We start from the raw sequence: 26306 nt of genomic DNA on the forward strand, positions 1-26306 counted from the left end.
AATCGCCGCCATGTCCCAGAACCGGACGCCCCTTACCACCCTGCCGACGACCGCCGTCGTCGCCGTCGCCCTGCCTGCCGCCGCCGCTGTCGCAGCGCTGGCGCTGCCGCTGGCCAGCGGCCTCGCCTGGACCCTGGTCGCCGTGGCCACGCTGGTCGCCGGCCTGCTGCTGGGCCGCAGCGTGCACGCGGCACAGCAGGCGGCCGCTGCCGCGCAGCGCGAGCTGGAGCTGGCCCGCACCGGTCTGCAGGCGCTGGCGCAGGGCGAACTGGACCGCGTGGACGCGGCGACCGGCGGCAGCGAGATCGGCCAGGCCCTGCTCGCCGCGCAGCGGCCGCTGCGGCAGTTGCAGGCCGACGTCGCGCACATGACCCACGCGCACGCCGCCGGCGACTGCGACGTGATGCTGGATGCGACGCAGGCCAGCGGCGCCTACCGCACCGTGACCGGCGACATCAACCAGTTGGTCGGCGCCCACATCGGCGTCTGCAAGCAGGCGATCGACTGCGTGGGCGAGTTCGGCCGCGGCAACTTCGCCGCGCCGCTGGCCGCGTTCCCGGACAAGAATGCCTACATCAACGACACCATCGAGCAGGTGCGGCGCAACATGCTCGGCCTGATCGCCGAAATGCGCCGCGTCGCCGAGGAGCACGATGCCGGCGAGATCGACGCCAGCATCGACAGCGCACACTTCCAGGGCGATTTCCGCAGCATGGCCGACGGCATCAACCGCATGGTCGGCAGCCACATCGCGGTCAAGAAGCAGGCGATGGGCGTGATCGCCGAGTTCGGCCGCGGCAACTTCGACGTGGGCATGCCGCAGTTGCCCGGCAAGAAGGCCTTCATCAACGACACCATCGAGCAGGTGCGTGGCAACTTCAGGCGCCTGATCGGCGAGATCGCGCGCATGTCCGAGGAGCACGACCTGGGCGACATTGACGTGCAGATCGACTGCGCGCACCTGGACGGGCAGTTCTGCGCGATCGGCAAGGCCATCAACCGCATGGTCGCCGCGCACATCGCTGTCAAGAAGCAGGCGCTGGGCGTGGTGGCCGAGTTCGGCCGCGGCAATTTCGACGCGCCGATGCCGCAACTGCCGGGCAAGAAGGCCTTCATCAACGAGATCATCGAACAGACCCGCGGCAACCTGCGCAGCGTCGGCGACGTGATCAAGGTGATGGGCGCGATGGCCGAGGGCGACCTCAGCCGCCAGGTGCAGGGCCACTACGAGGGCGCCTTCGCCGACATGCAGCGCTACGTCAACGCCACCATCGACAAGCTCACCAGCATCGTCAACGAGGTCAACGGCAACGCCGTCACCCTGGCCAGCGCCGCCGAAGAACTGTCCTCCACCGCGCAATCGCTGAGCCAGGCGGCCAGCGAGCAGGCCGCCGGCGTGGAGGAGACCAGCGCCTCGCTGGAGCAGATGACCGGCTCCATCGCGCAGAACGCGGAAAACGCCAAGGTCACCGACGGCATGGCCGCCAAGGCCTCGCGCGAGGCTGCCGAAAGCGGCGAGGCGGTGCGCGCCACCGTCTCGGCGATGAAGGAGATCGCGCGCAAGATCGGCATCATCGACGACATCGCTTACCAGACCAACCTGCTGGCGCTGAACGCGGCGATCGAGGCCGCACGCGCCGGCGAGCATGGCAAGGGCTTCGCCGTGGTCGCTGCCGAGGTGCGCAAGCTGGCCGAGCGCAGCCAGGTCGCTGCGCACGAGATCGGCGACGTCGCCAGCACCAGCGTGACCCTGGCCGAGACCACCGGGCGCCTGCTCGGCGAGATGGAACCGTCGATCCGCCGCACCTCCGACCTGGTGCAGGAGATCACCGCCGCCTCCGAGGAACAGAGCACGGGCGTCGGCCAGATCAACGCCGCGGTCGTTCAGCTCAGCCAGACAACACAGCAATCCGCTGCCAACGCTGAAGAATTGGCCGCCACGGCCGAAGAAGTAAGCAGCCAGGCAGAACAGTTGCAAACGCTCATGAGTTTCTTCACCACCGGCGCCAGCACCGCCCCGGCATCGACCCCGCAACCGCGGCGACTGCCCACGTCGATGCAGCGCACACCACGCGCCCGCAGCTTCGGCGGCCCGGCGGCCACCGCCCAGGCCGCGCGCCTGGAAGAAGCCGCGTTCGTTTCGTTCTGATCTCTTTCCGTCCCGGCCTGCCAGGCCGGGGACTCTTCACCCGCACAGGTACCATGGCATGTCCAACTCTCTCTCGCTGTCCTCCAAGCTGTGGACCGGCTCGGCCATCGCCGTCGTGCTGCCATTGGCTGCTGCGGCGGGCGGGTTCGCCCTCGGCTTGAGCTCCGGGCAAACCCTGGCGCTGGGCATCGGTGCCACGGTGCTGGCCGCCGCGGTTCTGGCCTATACCGTCCACGCCATCACCCGCTCGCTGCGGATCGCCACCACCACCCTGGCGCGCTTCGCCACCGGCAATTTCGAGGTGGTGATGCCGACCATCCGCAACGACCAGGCCTGCGAGGTGCTGCTGGCGCTGCGGCAGGTGCAGACCGGGGTGCGCCAGATCAATGACGAGATCGTGCGCATGTCCGCGCAGCACGACGCCGGCGACATCGACGTGATGATCGACAACCATCGCTTCGATGGCGAGTTCAAGGTCATCGCCGAGGGCATCAACCGCATGGTCGGCGAGCACATCGCCACCAAGAAGAAGGCGCTGGCCTGCGTGGCCGAGTTCGGCCGCGGCAATTTCGATGCGCCGCTGGAGACGTTCCCGGGCAAGAAGGTCTTCATCAACGAGATCATCGAGCAGGTGCGCCGCAACATGCAGGGGCTGATCGCGCAGATGCAGCACATGTCGGCGCAGCACGACGCCGGCGACATCGACGTGGTGATCGAGAGCCACCGCTTCGAGGGCGACTTCCGCAGCATGGCCGACGGCATCAACCGCATGGTCGGCGACCACATCGCCACCAAGAAGAAGGCGATGGCTTGCATCGCCGAATTCGGCCGCGGCAACTTCGACGCGCCACTGGACGCCTTCCCGGGCAAGAAGGCGTTCATCAACGACACCGTCGAACAGGTGCGCGCCAACCTGCGCGCGCTGATCCGCGACACCAGCCTGCTCGCCGACGCGGCCGCGGCCGGCCGCCTGGACGTGCGCGCCGACGGCAGCCTGCACCATGGCGACTTCCGCCGCATCGTCGACGGCATCAACCTGACCCTGGATACGGTGATCGGGCCGATCAACGACGTCGGCGCCGTGCTCAAGGCGATCGAAGCCGGCGACCTGACCCGGCTGGCGGACGTGCAGTGCCAGGGCAAGCTGAAGGAATTGTGCGACAGCATCAATGCCACCGTTGCGCGCCTCGCGCAGGTGGTCGGCGAGGTCAACATCAACGCCGACGCCCTGGCCAGCGCCTCCGAGCAGGTCAGCGCCACCGCGCAGTCGCTGAGCCAGGCGGCCAGCGAACAGGCCGCCGGCGTGGAGGAAACCAGTGCGTCGCTGGAGCAGATGACCGCCTCCATCGCGCAGAACACCGAGAACGCCAAGGTCACCGACAGCATGGCCGCCAAGGCCGCACGCGAAGCCAACGAAGGCGGCGATGCGGTGCGCTCGACGGTGGTGGCGATGAAGCAGATCGCGCAGAAGATCGGCATCATCGACGACATCGCCTACCAGACCAACCTGCTGGCGCTGAACGCGGCGATCGAGGCCGCGCGCGCCGGCGAGCATGGCAAGGGCTTCGCGGTGGTGGCGGCGGAAGTGCGCAAGCTGGCCGAGCGCAGCCAGGTCGCCGCGCAGGAGATCGGCCAGGTCGCCGAATCCAGCGTGGAACTGGCCGAGAACGCCGGCAAGCTGCTGGAGCAGATGGTGCCCTCGATCCGCCGCACCTCCGACCTGGTGCAGGAAATCACCGCCGCCTCCGAGGAACAGACCTCGGGCGTCGGCCAGATCAACGCCGCGGTCGGCCAGCTCAACCAGACCACCCAGCAGGCCGCGGCCAACTCCGAGGAACTGGCCGCCACCGCCGAGGAAATGAGCGGTCAGGCCGAGCAGTTGCAGCAGTTGATGAGCTTCTTCCGTACCAACCAGGTGGTGGCGCCGCGGCGCCCCGCCGCTCCGCAGGCCCTGGCGCGCAAGTCGGCACCGGTGCGCAAACGCAGTTTCGGCTTTGGCGAGACCGGCCTGGCGCTGGTGCCGGCGCCGGACGAAGCGCAGTTCGACACGTTCTGACAACCACACTTCCGTACATCCAACAGGGGGATCACGGTGTTCAAGCAAATGAAGATCGCTACCAGAATCGGGCTCGGCTTCGCCGCCGTCCTGCTGCTTATGGTGGGCATGGGCGTGTTCACGGTGGACAAGCTGGCCAAGGTCAACCAGGCCTCCACCGACATCGCCACCAACTGGATGCCCAGCATCCATTACGTGCAGGCGATGAATACCAATCTGTCCGACCTGCGCGTGGCCGAACTGCAACACGTGGTCACCGAAAACCCGCAGGAAATGCGCGCCTTCGACCAGCAGATGGAGCAGATCCTGGCCGAGTACGCAAGTAACCGCGACCATTACGTCAAGCTCATTTCCTCGGATGAGGAAAAAGGCATCTATACGAACTTCAATGGCGAGTTCGACAAGTACCTGGCCTTGCACAAGCAGGTCCTCGACCTGTCGCGAACGCTGAAGACCAGCGAGGCGCTGGCCTTGTTCAACGGCGACCAGCGCAAGCTGTACGACGATGCGTCGACCATTCTCGACAGCCTGGTGGTGCTGAACACCAAGGGCGGCGAAGCCGCCAGCGCAGAGGGCGATGTGCTCTATGCCAGCTCGCGCCAGTGGATCATCGCCGTGATCGTGGTGTGCGTGCTGCTGGGCGCCGGCATTTCGGTCTTCATCGTGCGCGGCCTGATGCGCCTGCTCGGCGGCGAGCCGGCCTACGTGGCCGAGATCGCCAACAAGGTGGCGCAGGGCGACCTCAACCTGGAGGTGGCGGTGCGCGCCAACGACAGGGGCAGCGCGTTGTATGCGATGCGGACCATGGTCGAGCGGCTGAAGCTGGTGATCGACGGCCAGCGCCGCGTGGTCCAGGCCGCCAACCGTGGCGACTTCTCCGAGCGCATCGCCCTGGACGGCCTGTCCGGGTTCCAGCGCGACATGGGCCAGGGCCTGAACGAGTTGACCACCACCACCGGCGACAACATCCAGGACGTGGTGCGGGTGATGGGCGGCCTGGCCGAGGGCGACCTGACCCGCAGCATCGACAAGTCCTACGACGGCGCCTATGCCGAAATGAAGAACTACGTCAACGACACCATCGCGCGCCTGTCGCAGGTGGTCAGCGAGGTCAACAGCAATGCCGAGGCGCTGGCCAGCGCCTCGGAGGAAGTCAGCGCCTCCGCGCAGTCGCTGAGCCAGGCGGCCAGCGAACAGGCCGCCGGCGTGGAAGAGACCAGCGCCTCGCTGGAGCAGATGACCGCCTCGATCTCGCAGAACACCGAGAACGCCAAGATCACCGACGGCATGGCCAGCAAGGCGTCCAGCCAGGCGCTGGACGGCGGCGAGTCTGTGCGTGCGACCGTGCAGGCGATGAAGCAGATCGCGCAGAAGATCAGCATCATCGACGACATTGCCTACCAGACCAACCTGCTGGCGCTGAACGCGGCGATCGAGGCCGCCCGTGCCGGCGAGCACGGCAAGGGTTTCGCCGTGGTCGCCGCGGAAGTGCGCAAGCTGGCCGAGCGCAGCCAGGTGGCCGCGCAGGAGATCGGCGATGTGGCCAGTTCCAGCGTCGAGCTGGCCGAGAACGCCGGCAAGCTGCTGGACGAGATGCTGCCGTCGATCAAGCGCACTTCCGACCTGGTGCAGGAGATCACCGCCGCCTCCGAGGAACAGACCTCCGGCGTCGGCCAGATCAATGCCGCAGTCGGCCAGCTCAACCAGACCACGCAGCAGGCCGCGTCCAACTCCGAGGAGCTGGCGGCCACCGCCGAGGAAATGAGCGCGCAGGCCGAACAGCTGCAGCAACTGATGAGTTTCTTCAAGCTGGAAGTCGCAGCCGCATCCAGGACCGCGACGCGACGTCCGGCCGCGGCGCGCGGCCGCAGCGGGCAGGCCGGGGCCAAGCCGATCGCGCGCGTGGCCGGCGGCAAGCTGGTGCTGGCCGACACGCTGGACGAAACCCACTTCGAAACCTTCTGAGGCATGGCCATGAACGCTCCCGCTTCGCTCTCACCCTCCGATGCCGGCGACCTGGCGACGGACCAGTTCCTGACCTTCCTGCTCGGCAAGGAAATGTTCGGCGTCGGCATTCTCGGCATCAAGGAGATCATCGAGTACCGCACGCCGACCGACGTGCCGATGATGCCGCCCGCGCTGCGTGGGGTGATCAACCTGCGTGGCGCTGTGGTGCCGGTGGTGGATCTGCAGCAGCGCTTCGGCCGCGCGCCCAGCGAGATCAGCAAGCGCACCTGCATCGTCATCATCGAGGTCGCCAGCGGCGAGGAGCGCCAGGTGCTCGGCCTGCTGGTGGATGCGGTCAGCGAGGTGCTGGAGATCGCCACCGCCGACATCGCCCCGCCGCCGGCGTTCGGCACCGGCATCCGCCGCGATTTCATCCATGGCATGGGCAAGGTCGGCGAGCGCTTCGTCATCCTGCTCGCCGCCGATGCGGTGCTGGCACCTCAGGAGTTCGCCAGCATGGCCGCCCTCGACGCCCACCTGGAAGAAGGCATCGCCGCCTGAGCGGCCTTGGCCGCGCAGCACCCTGCCCCTCTCTCGAAACGGATTTCGCATGCCCACGCCCCCCGACACCGCCGCCCTGCACCACTTCGGCACGGTCCTGGTGGTCGACGACAGCCAGGTCCAGCGCGAACACGCGCTGGCCCTGTGCCTGCGGATGGGCGCCGTGGCAGTGGAAGGCGCGGCCGACGGCCATGCGGCGCTGGCGCGGGTGACCGAGGGGTCGCCGCTGGGGCTGCTGATCGTGGACCTGGAAATGCCCGGCATGGACGGCGTGCAGTTGCTCGAGGCGCTGGCCCGCAGCGACGTGCGCGTGCCGATCGTGGTCGCGTCGCAGCGTGGCGCGGCCCTGATCGACTCGGTGCTGCAGGTCGGCCGCGGCAACGGCCTGCAGGTGCTGGCGGGACTGGAGAAGCCGCTGCGCGCCGCCCAGCTCGCGGCCGCGCTGCGCGCCCATGCGCCGCCGACACCGGCGCCGCGGAACGAGGCCGAAGCCCCGGGCGAGGCGACCATGGCGGCGATGCTGCGCGAGGCACTGCAGCGTGGCGAGATCGAGGTCGCCTACCAGCCCAAGGTGGACATGCGCAGCGGCCGGGTCGGTGGCGTGGAAGCGCTGGCGCGCTGGCGCCATCCCAGCGCCGGGCCGATCGCGCCGGACCGCTTCATCGCCGTGGCCGAGCGCGAAGGCCTGATCCATGCGCTCACCGCCTGCGTCGCCGACCAGGCGCTGGCGCGGATGGCGGCGTGGAAACAGGCCGGGTTCCCGCTGACCCTGGCGTTGAACCTGTCGCCGCGCATGCTGCAGGACCCGAATCTGCTGGACGAACTGCTGGGACTGCTGCGCAAGCACGGCCTGGCGCCGTCGGACCTGGTGCTGGAAATCACCGAAAGCTCGCTGGTCTGCGGCAGCGCGCTGGGCATGCTGGCGCGGCTGCGGCTGCAGGGCTTCGGCCTGTCGCTGGACGACTACGGCACCGGCTTCTCCTCGCTGCAGCAACTCACCCGCATTCCCTTCACCGAGTTGAAGATCGACCGTATCTTCGTTCACGACGCGCACCGCAGCCGCAACCTGCGCACGGTGCTCGAGTCGGCACTGGGCATGGCCCAGCGGCTGGGCCTGAGCACCGTCGCCGAGGGCATCGAGACGGTGGAGGACTGGACCCTGCTGCAGGAACTGGGCTGCGACTTCGGCCAGGGCTACCTGCTGGCGCGCCCGCTGGGCGGCGGTGCGCTGCACGCCTGGCTGCTGGAGCACCAGCGCCTGCTGCAGGAACACGGCCTCACCGGCAACGCCAGCGCCCCCGCTGCTGCCTCCCCCCACTGACCGGCCACATCCATGACCAGCCACGACACCATCACCGAGCAGGAATTCGGCCGGTTCCAGCGTTTCATCTTCGACGCCGCCGGCATCACCATCTCGCCGGCCAAGAAGGCGATGCTGTGCGGGCGCCTTGGCAAGCGCCTGAAGGCGCATTCGCTGCAGACCTATACCCAGTACCTCAAGCTGCTGGAAAGCCGCGAAGGCAGCGGCGAGGTGCAGACCGCGATCGATCTGCTGACCACCAACGAAACCTACTTCTTCCGCGAGCCCAAGCACTTCGACCTGCTGCGCAGCGTCGCCGCCGCGCATACCGGCAGCGCGCCGTTCCGCTGCTGGAGCGCGGCCAGTTCCAGCGGCGAGGAGGCCTACAGCATGGCCATGGTGCTGGACGACACCCTGCAGGGCCGCCCGTACGAAGTGGTCGGCACCGACATCAGCACCCGCGTGCTGGCCAAGGCGCGCACCGGCCACTACCCGCTGCTGCGCATCGAGCACATGCCGCCGGCCATGCTCAAGCGCTACTGCCTCAAGGGCCGCGGCGAGTACGAAGGCAGCATGCTGATCGACCGCCGCATCCGCGACCACGTGCGCTTCCTGCACGCCAACCTCAACGCGACGCTGCCCAACCTGGGCCAGTTCGATGTGGTGTTCCTGCGCAACGTGATGATCTACTTCAACGGCCAGACCAAGCGCGAAGTGGTGGCGCGGGTGCTCGGCACGCTCAAGCGCGGCGGCATCTTCTGCATCGGCCACTCCGAGAGTCTCAACGACGTCAACGGCGACGTGGTGCAGATCGCGCCGTCGGTGTACCGCAAACCATGAAGGCCGACGTGCCAGGAGGGAACCCCGCATGACCACGATCAAGGCCATGGTGATCGACGATTCGGCGGTGGTGCGCCAGGTGCTGGTCGCCGTGCTCAACGACGCCCCCGGCATCGAGGTCATCGCCGCCGCGGCCGACCCGCTGCTGGCGATGGACAAGATGCGCCAGCAATGGCCGGACGTGATCGTGCTCGACGTGGAGATGCCGAAGATGGACGGCATCACCTTCCTGCGCAAGATCATGAGCGAGCGCCCGACCCCGGTGGTGATCTGCTCCACGCTCACCGAGAAGGGCGCACGGGTGACCATGGACGCGCTGGCCGCCGGCGCGGTGGCGGTGGTGACCAAGCCCAAGCTCGGCCTCAAGCAGTTCCTCACCGATTCGGCCGAGGAAATGATCGCCACGGTGAAGAGCGCCGCGCGCGCCAACGTCAAGCGCCTGTCGGTGCGTGCGGCACCGGCGCCGGCGGAGCCGGAGATCAAGCACACCGCCGACGTGATCCTGCCCGCGCAGGGCAATCGCCCGCTGTCGCAGACCACCGAACGGGTGGTGGCGATCGGCACGTCCACCGGCGGCACCCAGGCGCTGGAGGAAGTACTGACCGCGCTGCCGCGGGTCAGCCCCGGCATCGTCATCGTCCAGCACATGCCGGAAAAGTTCACCGCCGCCTTCGCGGCGCGCCTGGACACGCTGTGCCAGATCTCGGTGAAGGAAGCGGCCAACAATGACCGCGTGGTGCCGGGGCGCGCGCTGATCGCGCCGGGCGGCAAGCACATGCTGCTGCGTCGCAGCGGCGCGCAGTATTTCGTCGAGGTGCTGGACGGACCGCCGGTGAACCGGCACCGGCCGTCGGTGGACGTGCTGTTCCGTTCCGCCGCACGCGCCGCCGGCGGCAACGCGTTGGGCATCATCATGACCGGCATGGGCGACGATGGCGCGGTGGGCTTGCTGGAAATGCGCCAGGCCGGCGCGCGCACCGTGGCCCAGGACGAACACAGCAGCGTCGTCTTCGGCATGCCCAAGGAAGCGATCAAGCGCGGCGGCGCCGAAAAGATCCTGCCGCTGAGCGCGATGGCGCGCGAGATCGGCCAGCAGCTGAGCTAGTGCAGCCAGCGCGGCGAGGCGCGGACCGTAGGCGCGGCTTCAGCCGCGACCGCGCCTTTCCATGAAAGCCCTGCGCTAGAGCCGAAAGCCGCTTTTATCGTAGGAGCGGCTTCAGCCGCGACGAAGCGTTCCGATGAAAGCGCGTCGCGGCTGAAGCCGCTCCTACAGCACAGCCGAGCGATACGCGCGCAACTGCAAATCGAAATGCGCGGCGTGCGCCTCAGGTCCGCAACACCCTCACCCCGAATTGATGTGCTCCTTGCAGTACAGGCGCCGGTAGGCGCTGGGGGTCATGCCCAGGCGCTGGCGGAACACGCGTCGGAAGTAGCCGCTGTCGCTGAAGCCGGCGCGCTGCGCGACATCGTCGACCGCGCAGGTGTTGACCAGCAGCAGCTTTTCGGCGAAGGCGATGCGCTGGCGGTGGATCGCCTCGGTCAGCGTGGTGCCGAAGCTGCGCCGGTAGATGCGGCCCAGATAATCCGGATTGCAGTGCAGTTGCGCGGCCAGCGACGAGGCGGTGAGCGCGGTATGGAACTGCGTGCCGATCAGTTGCTTGGCGCGGTACGCCAGCGCCACGCCCGCGCGCTCGGAGTCGTGCGGATCCGGCCAGGCGCCGGCCACGCATTGCAGCATCGACAGCACGATCGGCTCCAGCATCGGCAGCGTGCGCCGTTCCTCCTGCTCGGCCAGGAACCAGCGGAACAGGCCGACGAAACGCTCCGGATCGCGGATCGCGGTGCGCTGCGGCATCGACAGCGCCACCGCGTTGTCCGCCTGCGCCGCGCCCGGTTCCAGTTCGAAATGCACCCAATAGAAGCGCAGGTCGTCCGGGAACTGGCCCAGGCCGGCATGCGCACGGCCAGGCCACAGCAGCAGCGTCTCGCCGGGGCCGACGTGGAAGTCGCTGTCCTGTTCGCGAATCGACAGCATGCCGCGCTCGACGAAGATCAACTCGTAGGACTGGATCACCCGCGCCGGATGCGCGCCCACCCCGCGGGAAATGAACAGGCCTCCGTTCTGGACCCGGATCGGGTAGGCGACGGTCAATTCAAGCATGTCGGAAACGTCTCCCCGTGCGCGCAGCACGCTGCACTGCAGCAATCCAATGAACGTCACCACGCGCGCGCAGCCCGGCGACCTTGGTCGGAATCGTACCGGTTTTATACCGCACAGACTCTTGTCGCGGTTGCGCGGCCATGCGACGTTGCGCTGGCGCCGGACCGCGCGCGCCAGGAGCCGCCCCGTTGACTGCGACCGCCATCGGCCACGCCGCCACAGATGCCGCGCCGGCCGCGACCACGCCGCGCCTGTCGCGCCTGGAGAAGTTCGGCTACGGCCTCGGCGATGCCGGCGGCACGGTGGTCACCTGCCTGATCGCCAATTTCCTCACCTTCTTCTACACCGACGTGTTCGGCCTGACCCCGGCGGTGGTCGGCACCCTGTTCACCGTGCTGCGCGTGGCCGACGCTGTGTCCGATCCGGTGATGGGCCTGATCGCCGACCGCACCCGCAGCCGCTGGGGCCGCTTCCGCGCCTGGCAGCTATGGGTCGCGGTGCCGATCGGCATCGCCTGCGTGCTGACCTTCAGCGCGCCGCAACTGAGCGCCGGCGCCAAGATCGCCTACGCCTTCGCCAGCTACTTTCTGCTGTCGCTGTGCTACACCGCGATCAACGTGCCCTACTGCGCGCTGATCAACAGCATGACCGGCGACCACCGCGACGTGGTCTCGGCGCAATCCTGGCGCTTCGTGCTGTGCGGCATCGCCGGCTTCCTGGTGTCGGTGGGGTTGCCGTGGCTGGTGCGGGAACTGGGCAACGGCGACGCCGCGCGCGGCTACCAGCTCGGCGTGGGCGTACTGGCGGCGCTGGCGGTGGCGATGTTCCTGTGCTGTTTCTTCGCCGTGCGCGAGCGCGTGCCGGTCAGCCTGCTCGGCGGCGCCGGCATCGGCGAACACCTGCGCGGCCTGCTGCGGAACGACCAGCTGCGGCTGGTGCTGCTGATGTCGTTCCTGCTGATCAACGTCTACAACATCCGCGGCGGCGCCTATCTGTACTTCATCACCTACGTGCTCGGCGGCAGCAGCGGCTACGCCTCGCTGTTCTTCGCGATGGTGGCGCTGGCCACCGTGCTCGGCGCGATGGTGGTCAACGCGCTGTGCCGCCGCTTCGACCCACTGGCGCTGTACCTGCACACCAACCTGACGCTGGCCGCGTTCGGCGTGGCGCAATGGTGGCTGCCCACCGGGCCGGCGCAGCAGACGCTGTGGCTCGGGGTGATCTTCGTGCATTGCCTGGTGCTGGGCTTCGCGCTGCCGCTGCACTTCTCGCTGATGGCCTTCGCCGACGATTACGGCGCATGGAAGAACCGGGTGCGCTCCTCCGGCATCAACTTCGCCTTCAACCTGTTCTGCATCAAGCTGGCCTGGGCCTCGAGCGCGGTGGTGATCAGCGCGCTGTTCGTCTACGCCGGCTACCGCGCCGGCGCCGCGCAGCAGAGCCCCGCCTCGCTGCAGGCCATCACCCTGCTGGAAACCCTGATCCCCGCCGGCCTGCACCTGCTGCTGGCCGCGGTGATCCTGCGCTGCCGGCTGCGCCGGCCGCTGCTGGCGAGCATCGCCGCCGACCTGGCCGCACGCCCGGTGCACTGACCTTCCCCACTCTTCAGGATCTCCGCTCCATGCCGCATTCGCCCGTGTCGTCCCCGGAACTGCCGCTCGCCCACCTGCGCATCGCCGATCCGTTCTGGCAGCGCTACCAGCGCCTGGTGCAGGAGGTGGTGCTGCCCTACCAGTGGGACGCGCTCAACGACAACGTCGCCGATGCCGAACCCAGCCACGCCATCGAGAACTTCCGCATCGCCGCCGGCCGCAGCGACGGCACGTTCTACGGCATGGTGTTCCAGGACAGCGACGTGGCCAAGTGGCTGGAAGCGGTGGCCTACCTGCTGGCGCAGCATCCCGACCCGGCGCTGGAACGCGATGCCGACGCCACCATCGAACTGATCGGCGCCGCGCAGCAGGCCGACGGCTACCTCAACACCTATTTCACGGTGAAGGCGCCGCAGGAGCGCTGGACCAACCTGGCCGAGTGCCACGAGCTGTACTGCGCCGGGCACATGATCGAGGCCGGCGTGGCCTACTACCAGGCCACCGGCAAGCGCGCTCTGCTCGACATCGTGTGCCGGCTCGCCGACCACATCGACGCCACCTTCGGCCCCGGCCCGACGCAGTTGCATGGTTACCCCGGGCATCCGGAGATCGAACTGGCGCTGATGCGCCTGTACGAGGCCACCGGCGAGGCGCGCTACCTGACGCTGGCGCGCTACTTCGTCGAACAGCGCGGCACCACGCCGCACTACTACGACGAGGAGTACGCCAGGCGCGGCCACACTTTCTTCTGGGGCGGACACGGCCCGGCCTGGATGATCCAGGACAAGGCCTACAGCCAGGCGCACCTGCCGGTGGCGCTGCAGGACACCGCGGTCGGCCACGCGGTGCGCTTCGTGTACCTGTATGCCGGCGTGGCGCACCTGGCCCGGCACAGCGGCGACGCCACCCTGCGTGCGGCCTGCGCGCGGATGTGGGACAACGCCACGCAGCGGCAGATGTATCTGACCGGCGCGATCGGCGCACAGAGCTACGGCGAGGCCTTCAGCGTCGACTACGACCTGCCCAACGACACCGCCTACAACGAGAGCTGCGCCTCGATCGGGCTGATGATGTTCGCCAACCGCATGCTGCAGCTGGCACCGGACGGCCGCTACGCCGACGTGATGGAGCGCGCGCTGTACAACACCGTGCTGGGCGGCATGGCCCTGGACGGACGGCACTTCTTCTACGTCAATCCGCTGGAAGTGCACCCGCCCACCGTGCACGGCAACCACACCTTCGATCATGTGAAGCCGGTGCGCCAACGCTGGTTCGGCTGCGCCTGCTGCCCGCCCAACATCGCCCGCGTACTGACCTCGCTCGGCCACTACCTCTACACCCGCCACGACGACACCCTGTACGTGAACCTCTATGTCGGCAGCGACGCGCGGTTCGAGGTCGGCGGGCAGACCCTGACCCTGCGCCAGCGCGGCGAGTATCCGTGGCAGGACACGATCGACTTCGACGTGGCGTGCAGCGCCCCGCTGGACGCGGCGCTGGCGCTGCGCCTGCCGGACTGGTGCCAGGCGCCGCAGTTGCTGCTCAACGGCGAGCCGGTGGCGATCGAGGCGCACCGCCAGCATGGCTATTGCGTGCTGCGCCGGCGCTGGCAGTCCGGCGACACCCTGCAACTGCGCCTGCCGATGCCGCCGATGCGGGTCAGCGGGCATCCGCGCGTGCGCCACCTGGCCGGCAAGGTCGCGGTGCAGCGAGGGCCGCTGGTGTACTGCCTGGAGCAGGCCGACAACGGCGCCGACCTGCATCAGCTGCGTCTGCCCGCCAGCGCCGCGCTGCAGGCCGTGCCCGGCAGCGGCGCGCTGGACGGCCAGGTGCTGCTGCAGGCCACCGGCGAACGCCTGCATGGCGATGTCGACGCAGCCGCGCCGCTGTACCGCTACGATGCGCCGCCGCCGGCGCGGCAGCCGCAGACCCTGACCTTTGTGCCCTACTTCGCCTGGGCCAACCGCGGCGAAGGCGAGATGCGGGTGTGGGTGGACGCCAGCGACGGTTGAAGGCACGTCGCAGGACGTATCGCTGCATCCGGCTCGATCGTGGCGGACGCAGCTCGCGAAGCAACGACTCCTGCGGCGCATCACTGGCCGCAGCGCACGCACCGCACGGGCCAACGCAGGCTCTAAGCTAGGGCCATGGATGCCCTGGCCCTCGCCGCCCCGCCGTTCGCCCGCCTCGCCCTCGGCGCGCATCGCATTGCCGTGCCGGACGCCTGGCTGCTGGCGTTCGATGCCGCGGCCTTCGAGGACGACGATTTTCATCGGCATGGTCTGCAGCGGCCAGCGTCGATCGCGCGCAGCGTGCGCAAGCGCCAGGCCGAGTACCTGGCCGGGCGGCGTGCGGCGCTTGCGGCACTGCGCGCCGCCGGCAGTGCCGCAACCGACCTGCCGATCGGCGCCGACCGCGCACCGCTCTGGCCCACCGGCTTCCTCGGCAGCCTCTCGCATACCGATGGCCTGGCGGCCGCCATCGCCCTGCCGGCATCCGCCGGAGCGCACGGCATCGGCCTGGACGTGGAACGCGTAGTGGCGGAAGACCAACTCGAAGCGATCAGTAGCGTGGCGCTGGACGCCGGCGACTGCGACGCGCTGGCCGCGCTCGCGCGCGTCCGCGGCTGGCCGTATGCGCTGACCCTGGGCTTTTCGGCGAAGGAAAGTTTCTATAAGGCCACGGCGGCGACCGTCGGCCGCTTCTTCGACTTCGACGCCCTGCGCATCGAAGGCTGCGACCCGGCCAGCGGCCACCTGGACACGCGCATTGCCACGCCGCTGGCGCCGGCGTTGACGGTCGGGCAGCAGCATCGCCTGCACTGGGTGGACGTGCAGCCGGGCCTGCTGCTCACCAGCTGCGTCTGGTAGCGCGTCCGGCGCGATCGCATGACCGCGCTGACGCGGCAAGACGCGCCAGGTGCGCCACGCCGCGCAGCGCACGCCACCGCACTGCGCGATGTATCGGCAGGCGCGACGATGCGCCGCCCGCCGCTGGGTCATACCCTTACAGCGCGGCCAGGATCTGCTCGCGCCGGCGTGCGTACTCGGCCGCGTCGATCAGTCCCTGCGCTTTCAACTGTTCCAGCGCGCGCAGGCGCTGCTCCACCGAGGCGGCAGGCGGCAACGGCGGCGCCGCCACGGCCACCGGCCGGCGCCGCTGCGCGCGGATCGCCATCCACACCACCCCGCCGATCAGCAACGGAATGCCGAGCATGACCATCAGCACCAACCAGTGCCAGATGCTGAATCCACCCATCGCCTTCTCCTGCCAATTGCGCGCCGATCCTGACGCTTACTTCGCCTTGCCCTGATTGGCCACCGCTTCGGCGGCCTTCTTGGCCGCTTCCGGATCGCCCAGGTAGCGGTAGGACTGCACCTGCAGGCTATCGTCCAGTTCGAACAGCAGCGGGATGCCGGTGGGGATGTTGAGTTCGAGGATCTCTTCGCGCGACACGTCGTTCAAATACTTGTACAGCGCACGCAGCGAGTTGCCGTGGGCGGTGACCAGCACGGTCTGCCCGGCCTTGAGCTGCGGCGCGATCGCGTCGTGCCAGTACGGCAGAACACGCTCGAGCGTGGTCGCCAGCGACTCGGTGGCCGGCAGCGCATTGCGGTCCAGGGTGGCGTAGCGGCGGTCGTGCAGCGGATGGCCCGGATCCTCGGCATCCATCGGCGGCGGCGGGATGTCGTAGGAGCGCCGCCAGATCTTGACCTGGTCCTCGCCGTGCTTGGCCGCGGTCTCGGCCTTGTCCAGGCCCTGCAGGCCGCCGTAGTGGCGCTCGTTGAGACGCCAGCTCTTGTGCACCGGCAGCCAGTCCTGGTCCAGTTCCTTCAGCGCGCCCTGCAGGGTGTGGATGGCGCGCTTGAGCACCGAGGTATGGGCGACGTCGAACTGCAGGCCCTCCTCGCGCATCAGCCGGCCGGCAGCCACGGCTTCCTGGCGGCCCTGCTCGGTCAGGTCGACATCGACCCAGCCGGTGAAGCGGTTATCCAGGTTCCACTGGCTCTGGCCATGGCGCAACAGTACGAGTTTGCGGGTCACTGCGACGGTCTCCGTTGGGGGATGCGTGGATGGTGCAGCCCTGGATTGTAGCTCTTGGCTGGGAATGGGGAATCGGGAATGGGGAATCGTTGAAGCGGACTCCCGTGCGGCGCTGACCAGCAGGCGGCGCTTGGCCGTTCGGCTTGCTGGAGAACCAAGCCGTCGCGATTCCCGATTCCCGCCCCTCCACACGCCAACCACGAACACGGCGCGATCATCAGCGCATGGAACCTTCCTCGCACCCCGTGTTCGGCGACTGGGACGGCAGCATCGTGCAGGCGCGCGCGCTGCAGGCGACGCTGGCGCGCCAGGTCAGCCTGCAGGACGAGGTGCCCGACCCGCCGCGCTGGCTGGCCGGCTTCGACGTCGGCTTCGAGGACGATGGCCAGGTCACCCGTGCCGCGGCGGTGCTGCTCGATGCGCAGACCCTGCAGTTGCACCAGTCCGAGATCGCCCGCGTGCCCACCTCGATGGCCTACGTGCCCGGTCTGCTGAGTTTCCGCGAACTTCCCGCGCTGCTGGCCGCGCTGGGCCTGCTGCGGCAGCGCCCGGACCTGGTGTTCGTCGACGGCCAGGGCATCGCGCATCCGCGCCGGCTCGGCATCGCCGCGCACTTCGGCGTGGTCACCGGGTTGCCCAGCATCGGCGTGGCCAAGACCCTGCTGGCCGGTCGCTTCGAGGAACCCGGCGCGCAGGCCGGCGACCACAGCCCCATCGTGCACCGCGGCGAGGTGGTCGGCTGGGCGCTGCGCAGCAAGCTGCGCTGCAATCCGCTGATCGTTTCGCCCGGCCACCGCGTGGCGGTGGACAGCGCGCTGCACTGGACCCAGCGCTACCTGCGCGGCTATCGCCTGCCGGAACCGACCCGGCTGGCCGACCGGCTGGCCTCGCGCCGCGGCGAGATGCCGGCGCCGGCCGCGGAAACCACGTCGCTGTTCTGAACCAGGCGCGGTGGCCGGCGGCTGCGCAGATCATCGAAGGATCGATGCTGCGCCACCTGTCATGCGCTCGCGCGTGCGACCGGCCGCGATGCGGCGCCGATGATGCACAGGCCCGCCGCCACGTCGCAGACAGGAAGCGTGCGCACTTCGCACCATACGATTCCGGGACGCCGGCATCACGGTGCGACATGGCGCGAACGCGTCGCGGATCGGCCCGCGGCGCATGAACGCATGCGGGACAGTCCGTCTTGCCATGGCGCCGCACCGCGACCGTCCGCGCATGCGAAGCTTCGCTTCCGTTTTTGCGACTGCGAGCGTCCGCATGCCCACCCTCATCGCCCCCCGCGTCCACGATATCGGCGGCTTCGAAGTGCGTCGTGCCGTCCCCAGCGTGCAGGCGCGCAGCGTCGGCCCGTTCGTCTTCATCGACCACATGGGGCCGGCGGTGTTCGAGCCGGGCCATGGCGTGGACGTGCGCCCGCATCCGCACATCGGCCTGGCCACGGTCACCTTCCTGTGGTCCGGCGAGATCGGCCACCGCGATTCGCTCGGCTCGGACCAGGTGATCCGCGCCGGCGACGTCAACTGGATGACCGCCGGCCGCGGCATCTCCCACTCCGAACGCACGCCGACCGCGTTGCGCGAGCACGCGCACCCGCTGCACGGCATGCAGACCTGGGTGGCGCTGCCGAAATCGGCGGAAGAGACCGCGCCGGCGTTCTACCACCATGCCGCCGCCAGCCTGCCGCAGCAGCGCCGCGACGGCGTGTGGCTGCGGGTGATCGCCGGCCGCGCCTACGGCGGGGAATCGCCGGTGACGGTGTTCGCCGACACCCTCAACGTGGCCCTGGACCTGGAGGCGGACGCGGAACTCGACCTGGATGCCCGGCATGCCGAGCGCTCGCTGTACATCCTGGAGGGCGAGGCGCAGCTGGACGGCGTGGACATTCCGGCGCGGCACCTGGTCCTGCCCGAGCCGGGCGCGCGCGGGCGGCTGCGTGCCAAGACCCCGCTCAAGGCCATGCTGATGGGCGGCGAACCGCTGGATGGCCCGCGCCACCTGTGGTGGAACTTCGTCTCCAGTTCGGTGGAACGCATCGAGCAGGCCAAGCAGGACTGGCGCGAGGGCCGCTTCGGGACGATCCCGGGCGACGACCAGGAATTCATCCCGTTGCCCGAACCGGGCCGCTGACACACCGGTCGCCGCCACATCGGGCGGCCAGGGCAAGCGGTCTGCGCGGCCGCTCGCCCCTCTCCCGTCTCTGTCACCGTCGCCGCACCCCCTTAAACACCTGCGTGGCGGCGCAGCCGGGCGGGTGTTGCCACGCCATACCACGCGTACGGATATTCCGGAATCCGCATCCCAATTGTCAGCGCGGCCACGCTGGGCTATGGTGCAGGCGCGGCCGCGTGCGCGTGGCCGCACACGGGACACGCACTGCGTCGGGGGATGCACTGCCGGGATCCCGCACAGGATGGGCGCTCCCGCAGACGACGCCGCAGGCGTGCGTATGGAACGAACGCGTCGCATCGCGGCGTATGGGGAACATCGCGAATGAAGACACTCTTGCGCAAGGCGCTGCTGACCGCTGCGGCGGCGTTGCCCGCCGCTGCCGCCACCGCGCAGCAGGCACAGAACTGCCCACCGCTGCCGCCGCAGAGCAAGCTGCAATGGAGCGAGCGCAGCGACAAGGGCTTCATCGTCTGCCGCGCCAGCGATGCCGACGGACGTCAGGTGCTGGGCATGATGCTCACCGCGCGCGACCCGAACATTCCGCTGCAGCGCACGCTGCGCGAGGAAAAGGGCGCCATCGCCGGCGAAGCCGTGTATTGGTACCGGCCGGATGTGGGCGGCGTCGAGTTGCCGAACCAGGCCACACGCCGCATCACGGTTGCGGAACTGAAGAAGGACCAGTACGCACAGGTGTGGATCGATGCCGCCGACGCCCAGGAACTGCAGACCCTGCAGTCGCTGGTGCAGGGCCTGGACATGCGCCAGTCGAGCCTGGCGTTGGAGCGCTGAAGGCCCGCAGGTTCGAGACATGACGTAGGAGCGGTTTCAGCCACGACAGGTGTTCCCGGGAGCGCCCGCCGCGGCTGAAGCCGCTCCTGCGACGGATGGCACGACGCCGCAGAGAGGGCGCGCGCCTTGCACACCGGCCTGCAGTTGCAGCAGGTCGCCGCCACCCAGAACCGCCAGCGTCTGCGCCGGCAACCGGCGCTGGCTGCGCCGCCGGGATGCGTTCGGGCGCGAACTTCTAGTAGCGCGGCGTGGTCATCTTGTCGCGCGCCGGCAGGTTCACCCACGGTTGGAAGCTGCACATTCCGACAGCACGGGATGGTTTTGCGAGGGCTTCGCTCCGTACCCTCACCCCAACCCCTCTCCCGGAGGGAGAGGGGCTAAAGCGTGCTGCGACGGCTCCTTATCTATTCGAAGCCATGACATCCCTTCTCCCCTCGGGAGAAGGTGCCCCGAAGGGGCGGATGAGGGTCCGGGCGCAGCCTCGTGCAGTGTCCGAAAGCCCAGGCTGGATCAGCGAGGGCTTCGCCCCGTACCCTCACCCCAACCCCTCTCCCGGAGGGAGAGGGGCTAAAGCGCGCTGCGGCGACTCCTTCTCTGCTCGCAGCCATGACCTCCCTTCTCCCCTCGGGAGAAGGTGCCTCGAAGGGGCGGATGAGGGTACGGGCGCAGCCTCATGCAGCGTCCGAAAGCCCAGGCTGGATTCGCGAGGGCTTCGCTCCGGACCCTCACCCCAACCCCTCTCCCGGAGGGAGAGGGGCTTCTTCTACGACCAAAGTACTAGGCCCCTGGCCGCCCCCGCCATTGACCCTCCAGGCCATCGGGGCGACCCTTGCGGCAATCTTTGGGGGAGCGTTCTGCATGAAAGGGTTTTCCAAGCTGGCCTGGGCCGCACTCGCCATCCTGGCGGCGTTCTGCCTCGGCACCATCGCCCTGCGCCGCGGCGAACACATCAATGCGCTGTGGATCGTGGTGGCCGCGGTGTCGATCTACCTGATCGCCTATCGCTTCTACAGCCTGTTCATCGCCGACAAGGTGATGCAGCTCGACCCCACCCGGGCCACGCCGGCCGTGCTCAACAACGACGGCCTGGACTACGTGCCGACCAACAAGCACGTGCTGTTCGGCCACCATTTCGCCGCCATCGCCGGCGCCGGGCCGCTGGTCGGGCCGGTGCTGGCCGCGCAGATGGGCTACCTGCCCGGCCTGCTGTGGCTGGTGGTCGGCGTGGTGGTCGCCGGTGCGGTGCAGGACTTCATGGTGCTGTTCCTGTCCAGCCGCCGCAACGGCCGCTCGCTCGGCGACCTGGTGCGCGAGGAAATGGGCCAGGTGCCCGGCACCATCGCCCTGTTCGGCGCGTTCCTGATCATGATCATCATCCTGGCGGTGCTGGCGATGGTGGTGGTCAAGGCGCTGGCGGAAAGCCCCTGGGGCATGTTCACGGTGATCGCGACCATGCCCATCGCGATCCTGATGGGCGTGTACATGCGCTACATCCGCCCCGGCAAGATCGGCGAGATCTCGGTGGTCGGGCTGATCCTGCTGCTGGCGGCGATCTGGTTCGGCGGCAAGGTCGCCGCCGATCCCACCTGGGGCCCGGCCTTCACCTTCACCGGCACGCAGATCACCTGGATGCTGATCGGCTACGGCTTCGTCGCCTCGGTGCTGCCGGTGTGGCTGCTGCTGGCGCCGCGCGACTACCTGTCCACCTTCCTCAAGATCGGCACCATCATCGCCCTGGCGATCGGCATCCTGGTGGTGATGCCGGAGCTGAAGATGCCGGCGCTGACCCAGTTCGCCGCCAGCGGCGACGGCCCGGTGTGGAAGGGCGGCCTGTTCCCGTTCCTGTTCATCACCATCGCCTGCGGCGCGGTGTCCGGCTTCCATGCGCTGATCTCCTCGGGCACCACGCCCAAGCTGCTCGCCAACGAGTCGCACATGCGCTACATCGGCTACGGCGGCATGCTGATGGAATCGTTCGTGGCGGTGATGGCGCTGGTGGCGGCCTCGATCATCGACCCGGGCGTGTACTTCGCGATGAACAGCCCGGCCGCGGTGATCGGCGCCGACGTCGCCGCCGCCGCGCACCACATCAGCACCACCTGGGGCTTCGCCATCACCCCGGAGCAACTCACGGCCACCGCCGCGGCGATCGGCGAACCGACCATCCTGCATCGCGCCGGCGGCGCGCCGACGCTGGCGGTGGGCATCGCGCAGATCCTGCACCAGGCCATCCCCAACAGCAGCGACGCGATGATGGCCTTCTGGTACCACTTCGCGATCCTGTTCGAGGCGCTGTTCATCCTCACCGCGGTGGACGCCGGAACCCGCGCCGGCCGCTTCATGCTGCAGGACCTGCTCGGCAACTTCATCCCCGCGTTGAAGAAGACCGAGTCGTGGACCGCCAACATCATCGGCACCGCCGGCTGCGTGGCGCTGTGGGGCTACCTGCTGTACACCGGCGTGGTCGATCCGTTCGGCGGCATCCAGACGCTGTGGCCGCTGTTCGGCATCTCCAACCAGATGCTGGCCGGCATCGCGCTGATGCTGGGCACGGTGGTGCTGTTCAAGATGAAGCGCGACCGCTACGCGTGGGTGACCGCGGTGCCGGCGGTGTGGCTGCTGATCTGCACCACCTATGCCGGCCTGATCAAGATCTTCGACGCCAACCCGTCGCAGGGCTTCCTGGCGCAGGCGCACAAGTTCCAGGACGCCATCGCCAGCGGCACCGTCACCGCACCGGCCAAGTCGGTGGCGCAGATGCAGCAGATCGTCACCAACGCCTACGTCAACACCGGGCTGACCGTGCTGTTCCTGTGCGTGGTGTTCGCGGTGCTGGTGTACGCGATCAAGACCATCCTCGTCGCCCGCCGCACTCCGCAGCGCAGCGACCGCGAGACCGCGTACGTGGCCCTGCAGCCGCACCAGATGGCGGACCTGTAATGGGCGGCGCACTGGTTCCGGTCAGCCAGTACCAGGCGCACCGCCGGCTGTGGCGGCGCCTGGTGCAGACCGCGCGGCTGTGCTGCGGCATCCCCGACTACGACAACTACGTGCGGCACATGCTGGAAAAGCACCCGGACCGCGAGCCGATGGACTACAAGACCTTCTTCCGCGAGCGCCAGGAAGCACGGTATGGCGGCAAGAGCGGGTTTCGCTGTTGCTGAAAGGCGGGGATTGGGGAGTCGGGATTGGGGATTGGTGGCGGTGCGCCTGAGGGCGCCTGACCATTCGACCGGATCACACGACGGCTCTCGTTCTGAACGCGGCGATGCCCGGCAAAGGCATCGCGGCATCGCTGTTGTAGGAGCGGCTTCAGCCGCGACGCGTTACCGGTAATGCGTCGCGGCTGAAGCCGCTCCTACGGACAGAACGACTTTCCGCGATGCTGGCACTCGCCGAAAACCTCCCATTCCCGAATCCCGATTCCCCATTCCCCGCCCTTCAAGCCGCCGCGTCACGCACCAACGCCGCATAGGTCTGCGGCAACTCGCGCATGTGTTCCATCACCGCGGCCACGCCGAGCTGGCGTAGGGTCGCGGCGTGCCCGGCGGGAATGTGCGCGGCGCCGGTAAAGCCGATCACGGTCATGCCAGCGGCCAGCGCGGCGCTCGCGCCGGTGGCGCTGTCCTCGATCACCAGGCAGCGTTCCGGCGCCACGCCCAGCGTATTCGCCGCCAGCAGATACACGTCCGGCGCGGGCTTGGGCCGCGCCACCATGTCCGCGCTGAAGATGCGCTCGCCGACGCGCTCGGCCAGGCCGGCGCGCGCCACCGAGGCGACCACGCTCTCGCGCATGCTGTTGGAGGCGACCGCCAGCGGCAGCGGCAACGCCAGCAAGGCCTCGCGCACGCCGGCGATCGGCTGCACTTCGGCCGCAATCAGCGCTTCGGAGCGCGTGCGGATCTCCTGGCACAACCCAGGCGGCAGGTCCAGCGCGTACTGCCGTTGCACGCGCTGCACGATCTCCTGCGCGGTGAGGCCGAAGCTGCCGGCGAGAAACTGTTCCAGTTCGACCCGCGGCACATAGGCGCCCAGCGCATCGAGCATCACCCGGTCGGCCAGCACTTCGCTGTCGACGAGCACGCCGTCGCAATCGCTGATCAACAGGTCGAAGGGGGTCGCCGTCATCGCGCGCTCCTTGGGGAAAACCGCCATTATGCCGCCGCACGCATGTCCCTCGCCTGTGTGGCGTCGACAGCGGCGGCACGCAGGCCGACTACGGATGCGCATGACGCGCGCAGGACGCACGCGCGCACGCGTCTGCGCATTGGCGGCGCCTGTACGCCCTGCCCGTTCGCGACGGCAACGCTGCCGTGGCGACATTCGGACTGGCAAGCGTTTGTTTCCGGTTAAACCACCCGGCACCGAACGGAACGCCGCCCAAGATCCGCAGACAACGTCACAAAACTGCCGCGAAACCCCGGCAAACCACTGCTAGGATCGACAGCGGCGCCAGGACGTGCGCCGTCATCCCAGGACCGCGAACAGGAAAGGAGCCTTGCATGCGTACGCCCGTCCCCGCCCTGATCGCACTCGCGACCTCGCTGTTCTTCTCGGTCAGTTGCGCCGCACAGTCCGGCGCCAAGGAGCATTCCGCCATGTCAGCCTCGCTGCAGGATCATTCGGTCGCCTTCCGCGACCCCGCACTCGCCGACATCGCCGCTGCCATCGCGCGCGGCGACGTCGCCCGCATCGCCGCCCTGGCGCCGAGCACGGACCTGTCCGCGCATGGCGACCAGAACCTCACCCTGCTCGAATGGGCCATCTGGAACGAACAGCCGCGCGCGCTGGCGGCGCTGCTCGACGCCGGGGCCGACCCGTCGCTGCCGGGCATGGACCAGGAAACCGTGGTGCACATGGCCGCCATGGCCAAGGACCCGCAATACCTGCAGATTCTTCTGCAGCACGGCGCCCCGGTCGACCCGGTGAGTGCGCGCGCGAACTGGACGCCGCTGTTCCGCGCCGTGCAGAGCAAGCGCGACGCGCAGATCGAAATGCTGCTCAAGGCCGGCGCCGATCCGGAACGGGTCGACGCCACCGGCAACTCGCTGCTGCACCTGGCCGCGCAGAGCAGCGCCGGCAACCCGTGGGTGCCCAAGCTGCTGCAGGCCGGGGTCGATCCGAGCCTGCGCAACGCCCAGGGCAAGACCTTCCAGGCGTACTTCTTCAACACGCCCGAGCGCCTGCTCAACGCCAACGCGCAGCAGGTCCGCAACGACGTGCGCGCCTGGCTGAGCGCCCACGCCATCCCGTTGGAAGCGAGCCGCTGACGCGGTCGGTCGCCACATTCGCACGGAGCCGCGCATGAACCAGAACGATCTTTCCCCGTCCGATCCGTCCACCTCCTTCTCCGACGCCGTCCGCGGCCAGCAGCCGCAGGCGGTGGACCGGCAGCTGCCGCCACTGCTGCAGGACCTCTACCACACCGCCGCCGAGCGCCGCGCCGGCGGCGCCGAGACCTTCGCCGCATTGCCCGACGGCTGGTCGCGGATGGACGACGCCGCGCTGCAGCGCGCCGGCATCGACCCCAGCCTGCAGCACGATGCCAAGAGCGGCTTCGACGCCGCGTTCTACCGCAACCCGCAGGGCAACGTGGTGCTGGGGTTCTGCGGCACCGACGAACTGAAGGACTGGAAGCACAATATCGGCCAGGGCCTGGGCTTTTCCGACGCGCAGTACGCCTCGGCGATCCAGCTCGGCAGCCAGGCCAAGCAGGCCTTCGGCGACAATCTGCTGATCTCCGGGCACTCGCTGGGCGGCGGCCTGGCCGCGGCCTCGTCGATGGTCAACGACGTGCCCGCGGTGACCTTCAATGCCGCCGGGGTCAACAACAAGACCCTGGAGCGCGAAGGCCTGGACGCCGATGCCGCCAAGGCCTATGCCGCCGACGGCCTGATCCGCGGCTATCACGTCAAGAACGAACTGCTGACCTATCTGCAGGAGGACAACCTGCTCACCCGCGGCCTGATGCCCGACGCCGCCGGCCACCAGATCCAGTTGCCGGAACCGGACCCGCTGTCGTTCGGCCAGCGCCTGGTCCCCGGCATGATGCTCAAGCATCGCCTGGACCTGCACGGCATCGACTCGGTGATGAAGGCCGAGGACCTGCAGGCGCAAAGCCAGGGGCAAGCGCAATCGGCCGGCCTGTCGACCGGCAGCCGCCTGTTCAACGACGCGGTGGTGCAACTGGACGGGCAACGCGACCGGCTCGGCCTGCACGACGATGCGGCATTCCTCAACACCGCTGCCAGCGTGGCCGCGCGCGCCGGCCAGGACGGCCTGCAGCGTATCGACCAGGTCCTGCCCAGCCGCGATGGCGACCGCCTGTTCGCGGTCCAGGGGCAGCCGGAAAACCCGGCGCACCTGCGCAGCCAGGTGCAGACCGCGGACGCGGCCCACGAGCCGTCGCAGGCCAACGTCGGCCAGTTGCAGCAGCAGAACCTGCAGGCGCCGCCGCAGCAGCAGGAAGAACGGCAGCGCAGCGTGGCGATGCAGTAATCGCCGCCACGGGCTGGGTCATGGCAGGCGTCCGCGAGGACGCCTGCCGAATCAGACCAGGACGGCGAAAGCGACAGGCATGCTGCGAGCCAGGGTCATCCGATAGGAAAACTTGTGGGTGAGAGCCGCAGCACGCGGAACCCCACCGCAACGCTCGCCTGAAGCGGTCGGCACAAACGCTTGCCTCCTGCGGT

The 26306-nt window shown here is 68.9% G+C and carries 21 protein-coding genes; 17 read left to right on the top strand and 4 right to left on the bottom strand.

Annotated features, from left to right (window positions below; all coding sequences use genetic code 11):
• Positions 1–10: 10 nt before the first annotated feature.
• Genes AC1G9L_RS13915 through AC1G9L_RS13945 form a run of 7 tightly spaced genes read left to right on the top strand, consistent with a single transcriptional unit; the run spans position 11 to position 9958 of the window.
• On the top strand, positions 11–2149 hold the full coding sequence (locus AC1G9L_RS13915) for a methyl-accepting chemotaxis protein (protein ID WP_481069334.1): 2139 nt from the start codon (positions 11–13) through the stop codon (positions 2147–2149).
• A gap of 58 nt (positions 2150–2207) precedes the next feature.
• Entirely contained in the window at positions 2208–4205 is a 1998-nt protein-coding gene (locus AC1G9L_RS13920; protein WP_481069335.1) for a methyl-accepting chemotaxis protein, read from the top strand.
• Between the two features lie 48 nt (positions 4206–4253).
• Entirely contained in the window at positions 4254–6170 is a 1917-nt protein-coding gene (locus AC1G9L_RS13925) for a methyl-accepting chemotaxis protein (protein ID WP_481069336.1), read from the top strand.
• Positions 6171–6179: 9 nt separating this feature from the next.
• Positions 6180–6713 (top strand): chemotaxis protein CheW, encoded by a 534-nt coding sequence (locus tag AC1G9L_RS13930; RefSeq protein WP_019800357.1) that lies wholly within the window; start codon positions 6180–6182, stop codon positions 6711–6713.
• 49 nt (positions 6714–6762) lie between these two features.
• Positions 6763–8034 (top strand): EAL domain-containing response regulator, encoded by a 1272-nt coding sequence (locus AC1G9L_RS13935; protein WP_481069337.1) that lies wholly within the window; start codon positions 6763–6765, stop codon positions 8032–8034.
• Between the two features lie 12 nt (positions 8035–8046).
• Positions 8047–8853, top strand: coding sequence for a CheR family methyltransferase (locus tag AC1G9L_RS13940; RefSeq protein ID WP_010341212.1), 807 nt, complete (start codon positions 8047–8049; stop codon positions 8851–8853).
• A gap of 28 nt (positions 8854–8881) precedes the next feature.
• Positions 8882–9958 carry a protein-glutamate methylesterase/protein-glutamine glutaminase gene (locus tag AC1G9L_RS13945; protein ID WP_010341213.1) on the top strand — a complete coding sequence of 359 codons (1077 nt, stop codon included), beginning with the start codon at positions 8882–8884 and terminating at the stop codon, positions 9956–9958.
• Positions 9959–10195: 237 nt separating this feature from the next.
• On the opposite strand, the gene AC1G9L_RS13950 is transcribed toward AC1G9L_RS13945, so the two are convergent.
• On the bottom strand, positions 10196–11014 hold the full coding sequence (locus tag AC1G9L_RS13950; RefSeq protein ID WP_010341214.1) for a helix-turn-helix transcriptional regulator: 819 nt from the start codon (positions 11012–11014) through the stop codon (positions 10196–10198).
• 188 nt (positions 11015–11202) lie between these two features.
• Between AC1G9L_RS13950 and AC1G9L_RS13955 the strand changes: the two genes are divergently transcribed.
• From AC1G9L_RS13955 to AC1G9L_RS13965, 3 genes are all read left to right on the top strand, one after another.
• Positions 11203–12606 carry an MFS transporter gene (locus tag AC1G9L_RS13955; protein WP_019799939.1) on the top strand — a complete coding sequence of 468 codons (1404 nt, stop codon included), beginning with the start codon at positions 11203–11205 and terminating at the stop codon, positions 12604–12606.
• A gap of 29 nt (positions 12607–12635) precedes the next feature.
• Complete coding sequence (locus AC1G9L_RS13960; protein ID WP_481069338.1) at positions 12636–14618, top strand: glycoside hydrolase family 127 protein; 1983 nt, start codon at positions 12636–12638, stop codon at positions 14616–14618.
• A gap of 135 nt (positions 14619–14753) precedes the next feature.
• Positions 14754–15476: a 4'-phosphopantetheinyl transferase family protein gene (locus tag AC1G9L_RS13965; protein WP_481069339.1), complete on the top strand. Its 723-nt coding sequence runs from the start codon at positions 14754–14756 to the stop codon at positions 15474–15476.
• Positions 15477–15612: 136 nt separating this feature from the next.
• Here AC1G9L_RS13965 and AC1G9L_RS13970 read toward each other — a convergent pair whose 3' ends face one another.
• Both AC1G9L_RS13970 and gpmA read right to left on the bottom strand, forming a co-directional pair.
• Positions 15613–15864: an SHOCT domain-containing protein gene (locus AC1G9L_RS13970; protein WP_019799857.1), complete on the bottom strand. Its 252-nt coding sequence runs from the start codon at positions 15862–15864 to the stop codon at positions 15613–15615.
• 36 nt (positions 15865–15900) lie between these two features.
• Positions 15901–16650: a 2,3-diphosphoglycerate-dependent phosphoglycerate mutase gene (gene gpmA / locus AC1G9L_RS13975; RefSeq protein WP_010342084.1), complete on the bottom strand. Its 750-nt coding sequence runs from the start codon at positions 16648–16650 to the stop codon at positions 15901–15903.
• A 224-nt stretch (positions 16651–16874) separates the two neighbouring features.
• Here gpmA and nfi point away from each other — a divergent pair, with 224 nt between their 5' ends.
• From nfi to AC1G9L_RS14000, 5 genes are all read left to right on the top strand, one after another.
• The gene (gene nfi, locus AC1G9L_RS13980; RefSeq protein WP_481069340.1) at positions 16875–17591 is read left to right on the top strand and encodes a deoxyribonuclease V; all 717 of its coding nucleotides are present in this window, start codon (positions 16875–16877) and stop codon (positions 17589–17591) included.
• Positions 17592–17913: 322 nt separating this feature from the next.
• Positions 17914–18783 carry a pirin family protein gene (locus AC1G9L_RS13985; protein WP_019799855.1) on the top strand — a complete coding sequence of 290 codons (870 nt, stop codon included), beginning with the start codon at positions 17914–17916 and terminating at the stop codon, positions 18781–18783.
• A 363-nt stretch (positions 18784–19146) separates the two neighbouring features.
• Entirely contained in the window at positions 19147–19614 is a 468-nt protein-coding gene (locus tag AC1G9L_RS13990; RefSeq protein ID WP_010342081.1) for a hypothetical protein, read from the top strand.
• A gap of 858 nt (positions 19615–20472) precedes the next feature.
• Entirely contained in the window at positions 20473–22554 is a 2082-nt protein-coding gene (locus tag AC1G9L_RS13995; RefSeq protein ID WP_010341968.1) for a carbon starvation CstA family protein, read from the top strand.
• Positions 22554–22778, top strand: a complete 225-nt coding sequence (locus tag AC1G9L_RS14000; protein WP_019799854.1) for a CstA-like transporter-associated (seleno)protein — start codon at positions 22554–22556, stop codon at positions 22776–22778. The genes AC1G9L_RS13995 and AC1G9L_RS14000 overlap by 1 nt, the downstream gene beginning before the upstream one ends.
• Before the next feature lie 277 nt (positions 22779–23055).
• On the opposite strand, the gene AC1G9L_RS14005 is transcribed toward AC1G9L_RS14000, so the two are convergent.
• Positions 23056–23742: an HAD-IA family hydrolase gene (locus tag AC1G9L_RS14005; RefSeq protein ID WP_481069341.1), complete on the bottom strand. Its 687-nt coding sequence runs from the start codon at positions 23740–23742 to the stop codon at positions 23056–23058.
• Positions 23743–24116: 374 nt separating this feature from the next.
• Here AC1G9L_RS14005 and AC1G9L_RS14010 point away from each other — a divergent pair, with 374 nt between their 5' ends.
• Positions 24117–24884, top strand: a complete 768-nt coding sequence (locus AC1G9L_RS14010; protein ID WP_019800701.1) for an ankyrin repeat domain-containing protein — start codon at positions 24117–24119, stop codon at positions 24882–24884.
• A 34-nt stretch (positions 24885–24918) separates the two neighbouring features.
• On the top strand, positions 24919–26112 hold the full coding sequence (locus tag AC1G9L_RS14015) for a Tle-like phospholipase domain-containing protein (protein ID WP_019800702.1): 1194 nt from the start codon (positions 24919–24921) through the stop codon (positions 26110–26112).
• Positions 26113–26306 lie beyond the last annotated feature (194 nt).

It is taken from the genome of Xanthomonas sp. NCPPB 1132 (assembly GCF_056629235.1).

Excerpts from the sequence above, each read along its gene's own strand:
- AC1G9L_RS13940 (WP_010341212.1), top strand. The coding sequence starts at position 8,047 with ATGACCAGCCACGACACCATCACCGAGCAGGAATTCGGCCGGTTCCAG.
- AC1G9L_RS13920 (WP_481069335.1), top strand. The coding sequence starts at position 2,208 with ATGTCCAACTCTCTCTCGCTGTCCTCCAAGCTGTGGACCGGCTCGGCC.
- AC1G9L_RS13930 (WP_019800357.1), top strand. The coding sequence starts at position 6,180 with ATGAACGCTCCCGCTTCGCTCTCACCCTCCGATGCCGGCGACCTGGCG.
- AC1G9L_RS13950 (WP_010341214.1), bottom strand. The coding sequence starts at position 11,014 with ATGCTTGAATTGACCGTCGCCTACCCGATCCGGGTCCAGAACGGAGGC.
- AC1G9L_RS13960 (WP_481069338.1), top strand. The coding sequence starts at position 12,636 with ATGCCGCATTCGCCCGTGTCGTCCCCGGAACTGCCGCTCGCCCACCTG.
- AC1G9L_RS13915 (WP_481069334.1), top strand. The coding sequence starts at position 11 with ATGTCCCAGAACCGGACGCCCCTTACCACCCTGCCGACGACCGCCGTC.
- AC1G9L_RS14000 (WP_019799854.1), top strand. The coding sequence starts at position 22,554 with ATGGGCGGCGCACTGGTTCCGGTCAGCCAGTACCAGGCGCACCGCCGG.
- AC1G9L_RS13990 (WP_010342081.1), top strand. The coding sequence starts at position 19,147 with ATGAAGACACTCTTGCGCAAGGCGCTGCTGACCGCTGCGGCGGCGTTG.
- AC1G9L_RS13965 (WP_481069339.1), top strand. The coding sequence starts at position 14,754 with ATGGATGCCCTGGCCCTCGCCGCCCCGCCGTTCGCCCGCCTCGCCCTC.
- AC1G9L_RS14005 (WP_481069341.1), bottom strand. The coding sequence starts at position 23,742 with ATGACGGCGACCCCCTTCGACCTGTTGATCAGCGATTGCGACGGCGTG.
- AC1G9L_RS13970 (WP_019799857.1), bottom strand. The coding sequence starts at position 15,864 with ATGGGTGGATTCAGCATCTGGCACTGGTTGGTGCTGATGGTCATGCTC.
- AC1G9L_RS13925 (WP_481069336.1), top strand. The coding sequence starts at position 4,254 with ATGAAGATCGCTACCAGAATCGGGCTCGGCTTCGCCGCCGTCCTGCTG.
- AC1G9L_RS13935 (WP_481069337.1), top strand. The coding sequence starts at position 6,763 with ATGCCCACGCCCCCCGACACCGCCGCCCTGCACCACTTCGGCACGGTC.
- AC1G9L_RS13995 (WP_010341968.1), top strand. The coding sequence starts at position 20,473 with ATGAAAGGGTTTTCCAAGCTGGCCTGGGCCGCACTCGCCATCCTGGCG.
- AC1G9L_RS14015 (WP_019800702.1), top strand. The coding sequence starts at position 24,919 with ATGAACCAGAACGATCTTTCCCCGTCCGATCCGTCCACCTCCTTCTCC.
- AC1G9L_RS13985 (WP_019799855.1), top strand. The coding sequence starts at position 17,914 with ATGCCCACCCTCATCGCCCCCCGCGTCCACGATATCGGCGGCTTCGAA.
- AC1G9L_RS13945 (WP_010341213.1), top strand. The coding sequence starts at position 8,882 with ATGACCACGATCAAGGCCATGGTGATCGACGATTCGGCGGTGGTGCGC.
- AC1G9L_RS14010 (WP_019800701.1), top strand. The coding sequence starts at position 24,117 with ATGCGTACGCCCGTCCCCGCCCTGATCGCACTCGCGACCTCGCTGTTC.
- nfi (WP_481069340.1), top strand. The coding sequence starts at position 16,875 with ATGGAACCTTCCTCGCACCCCGTGTTCGGCGACTGGGACGGCAGCATC.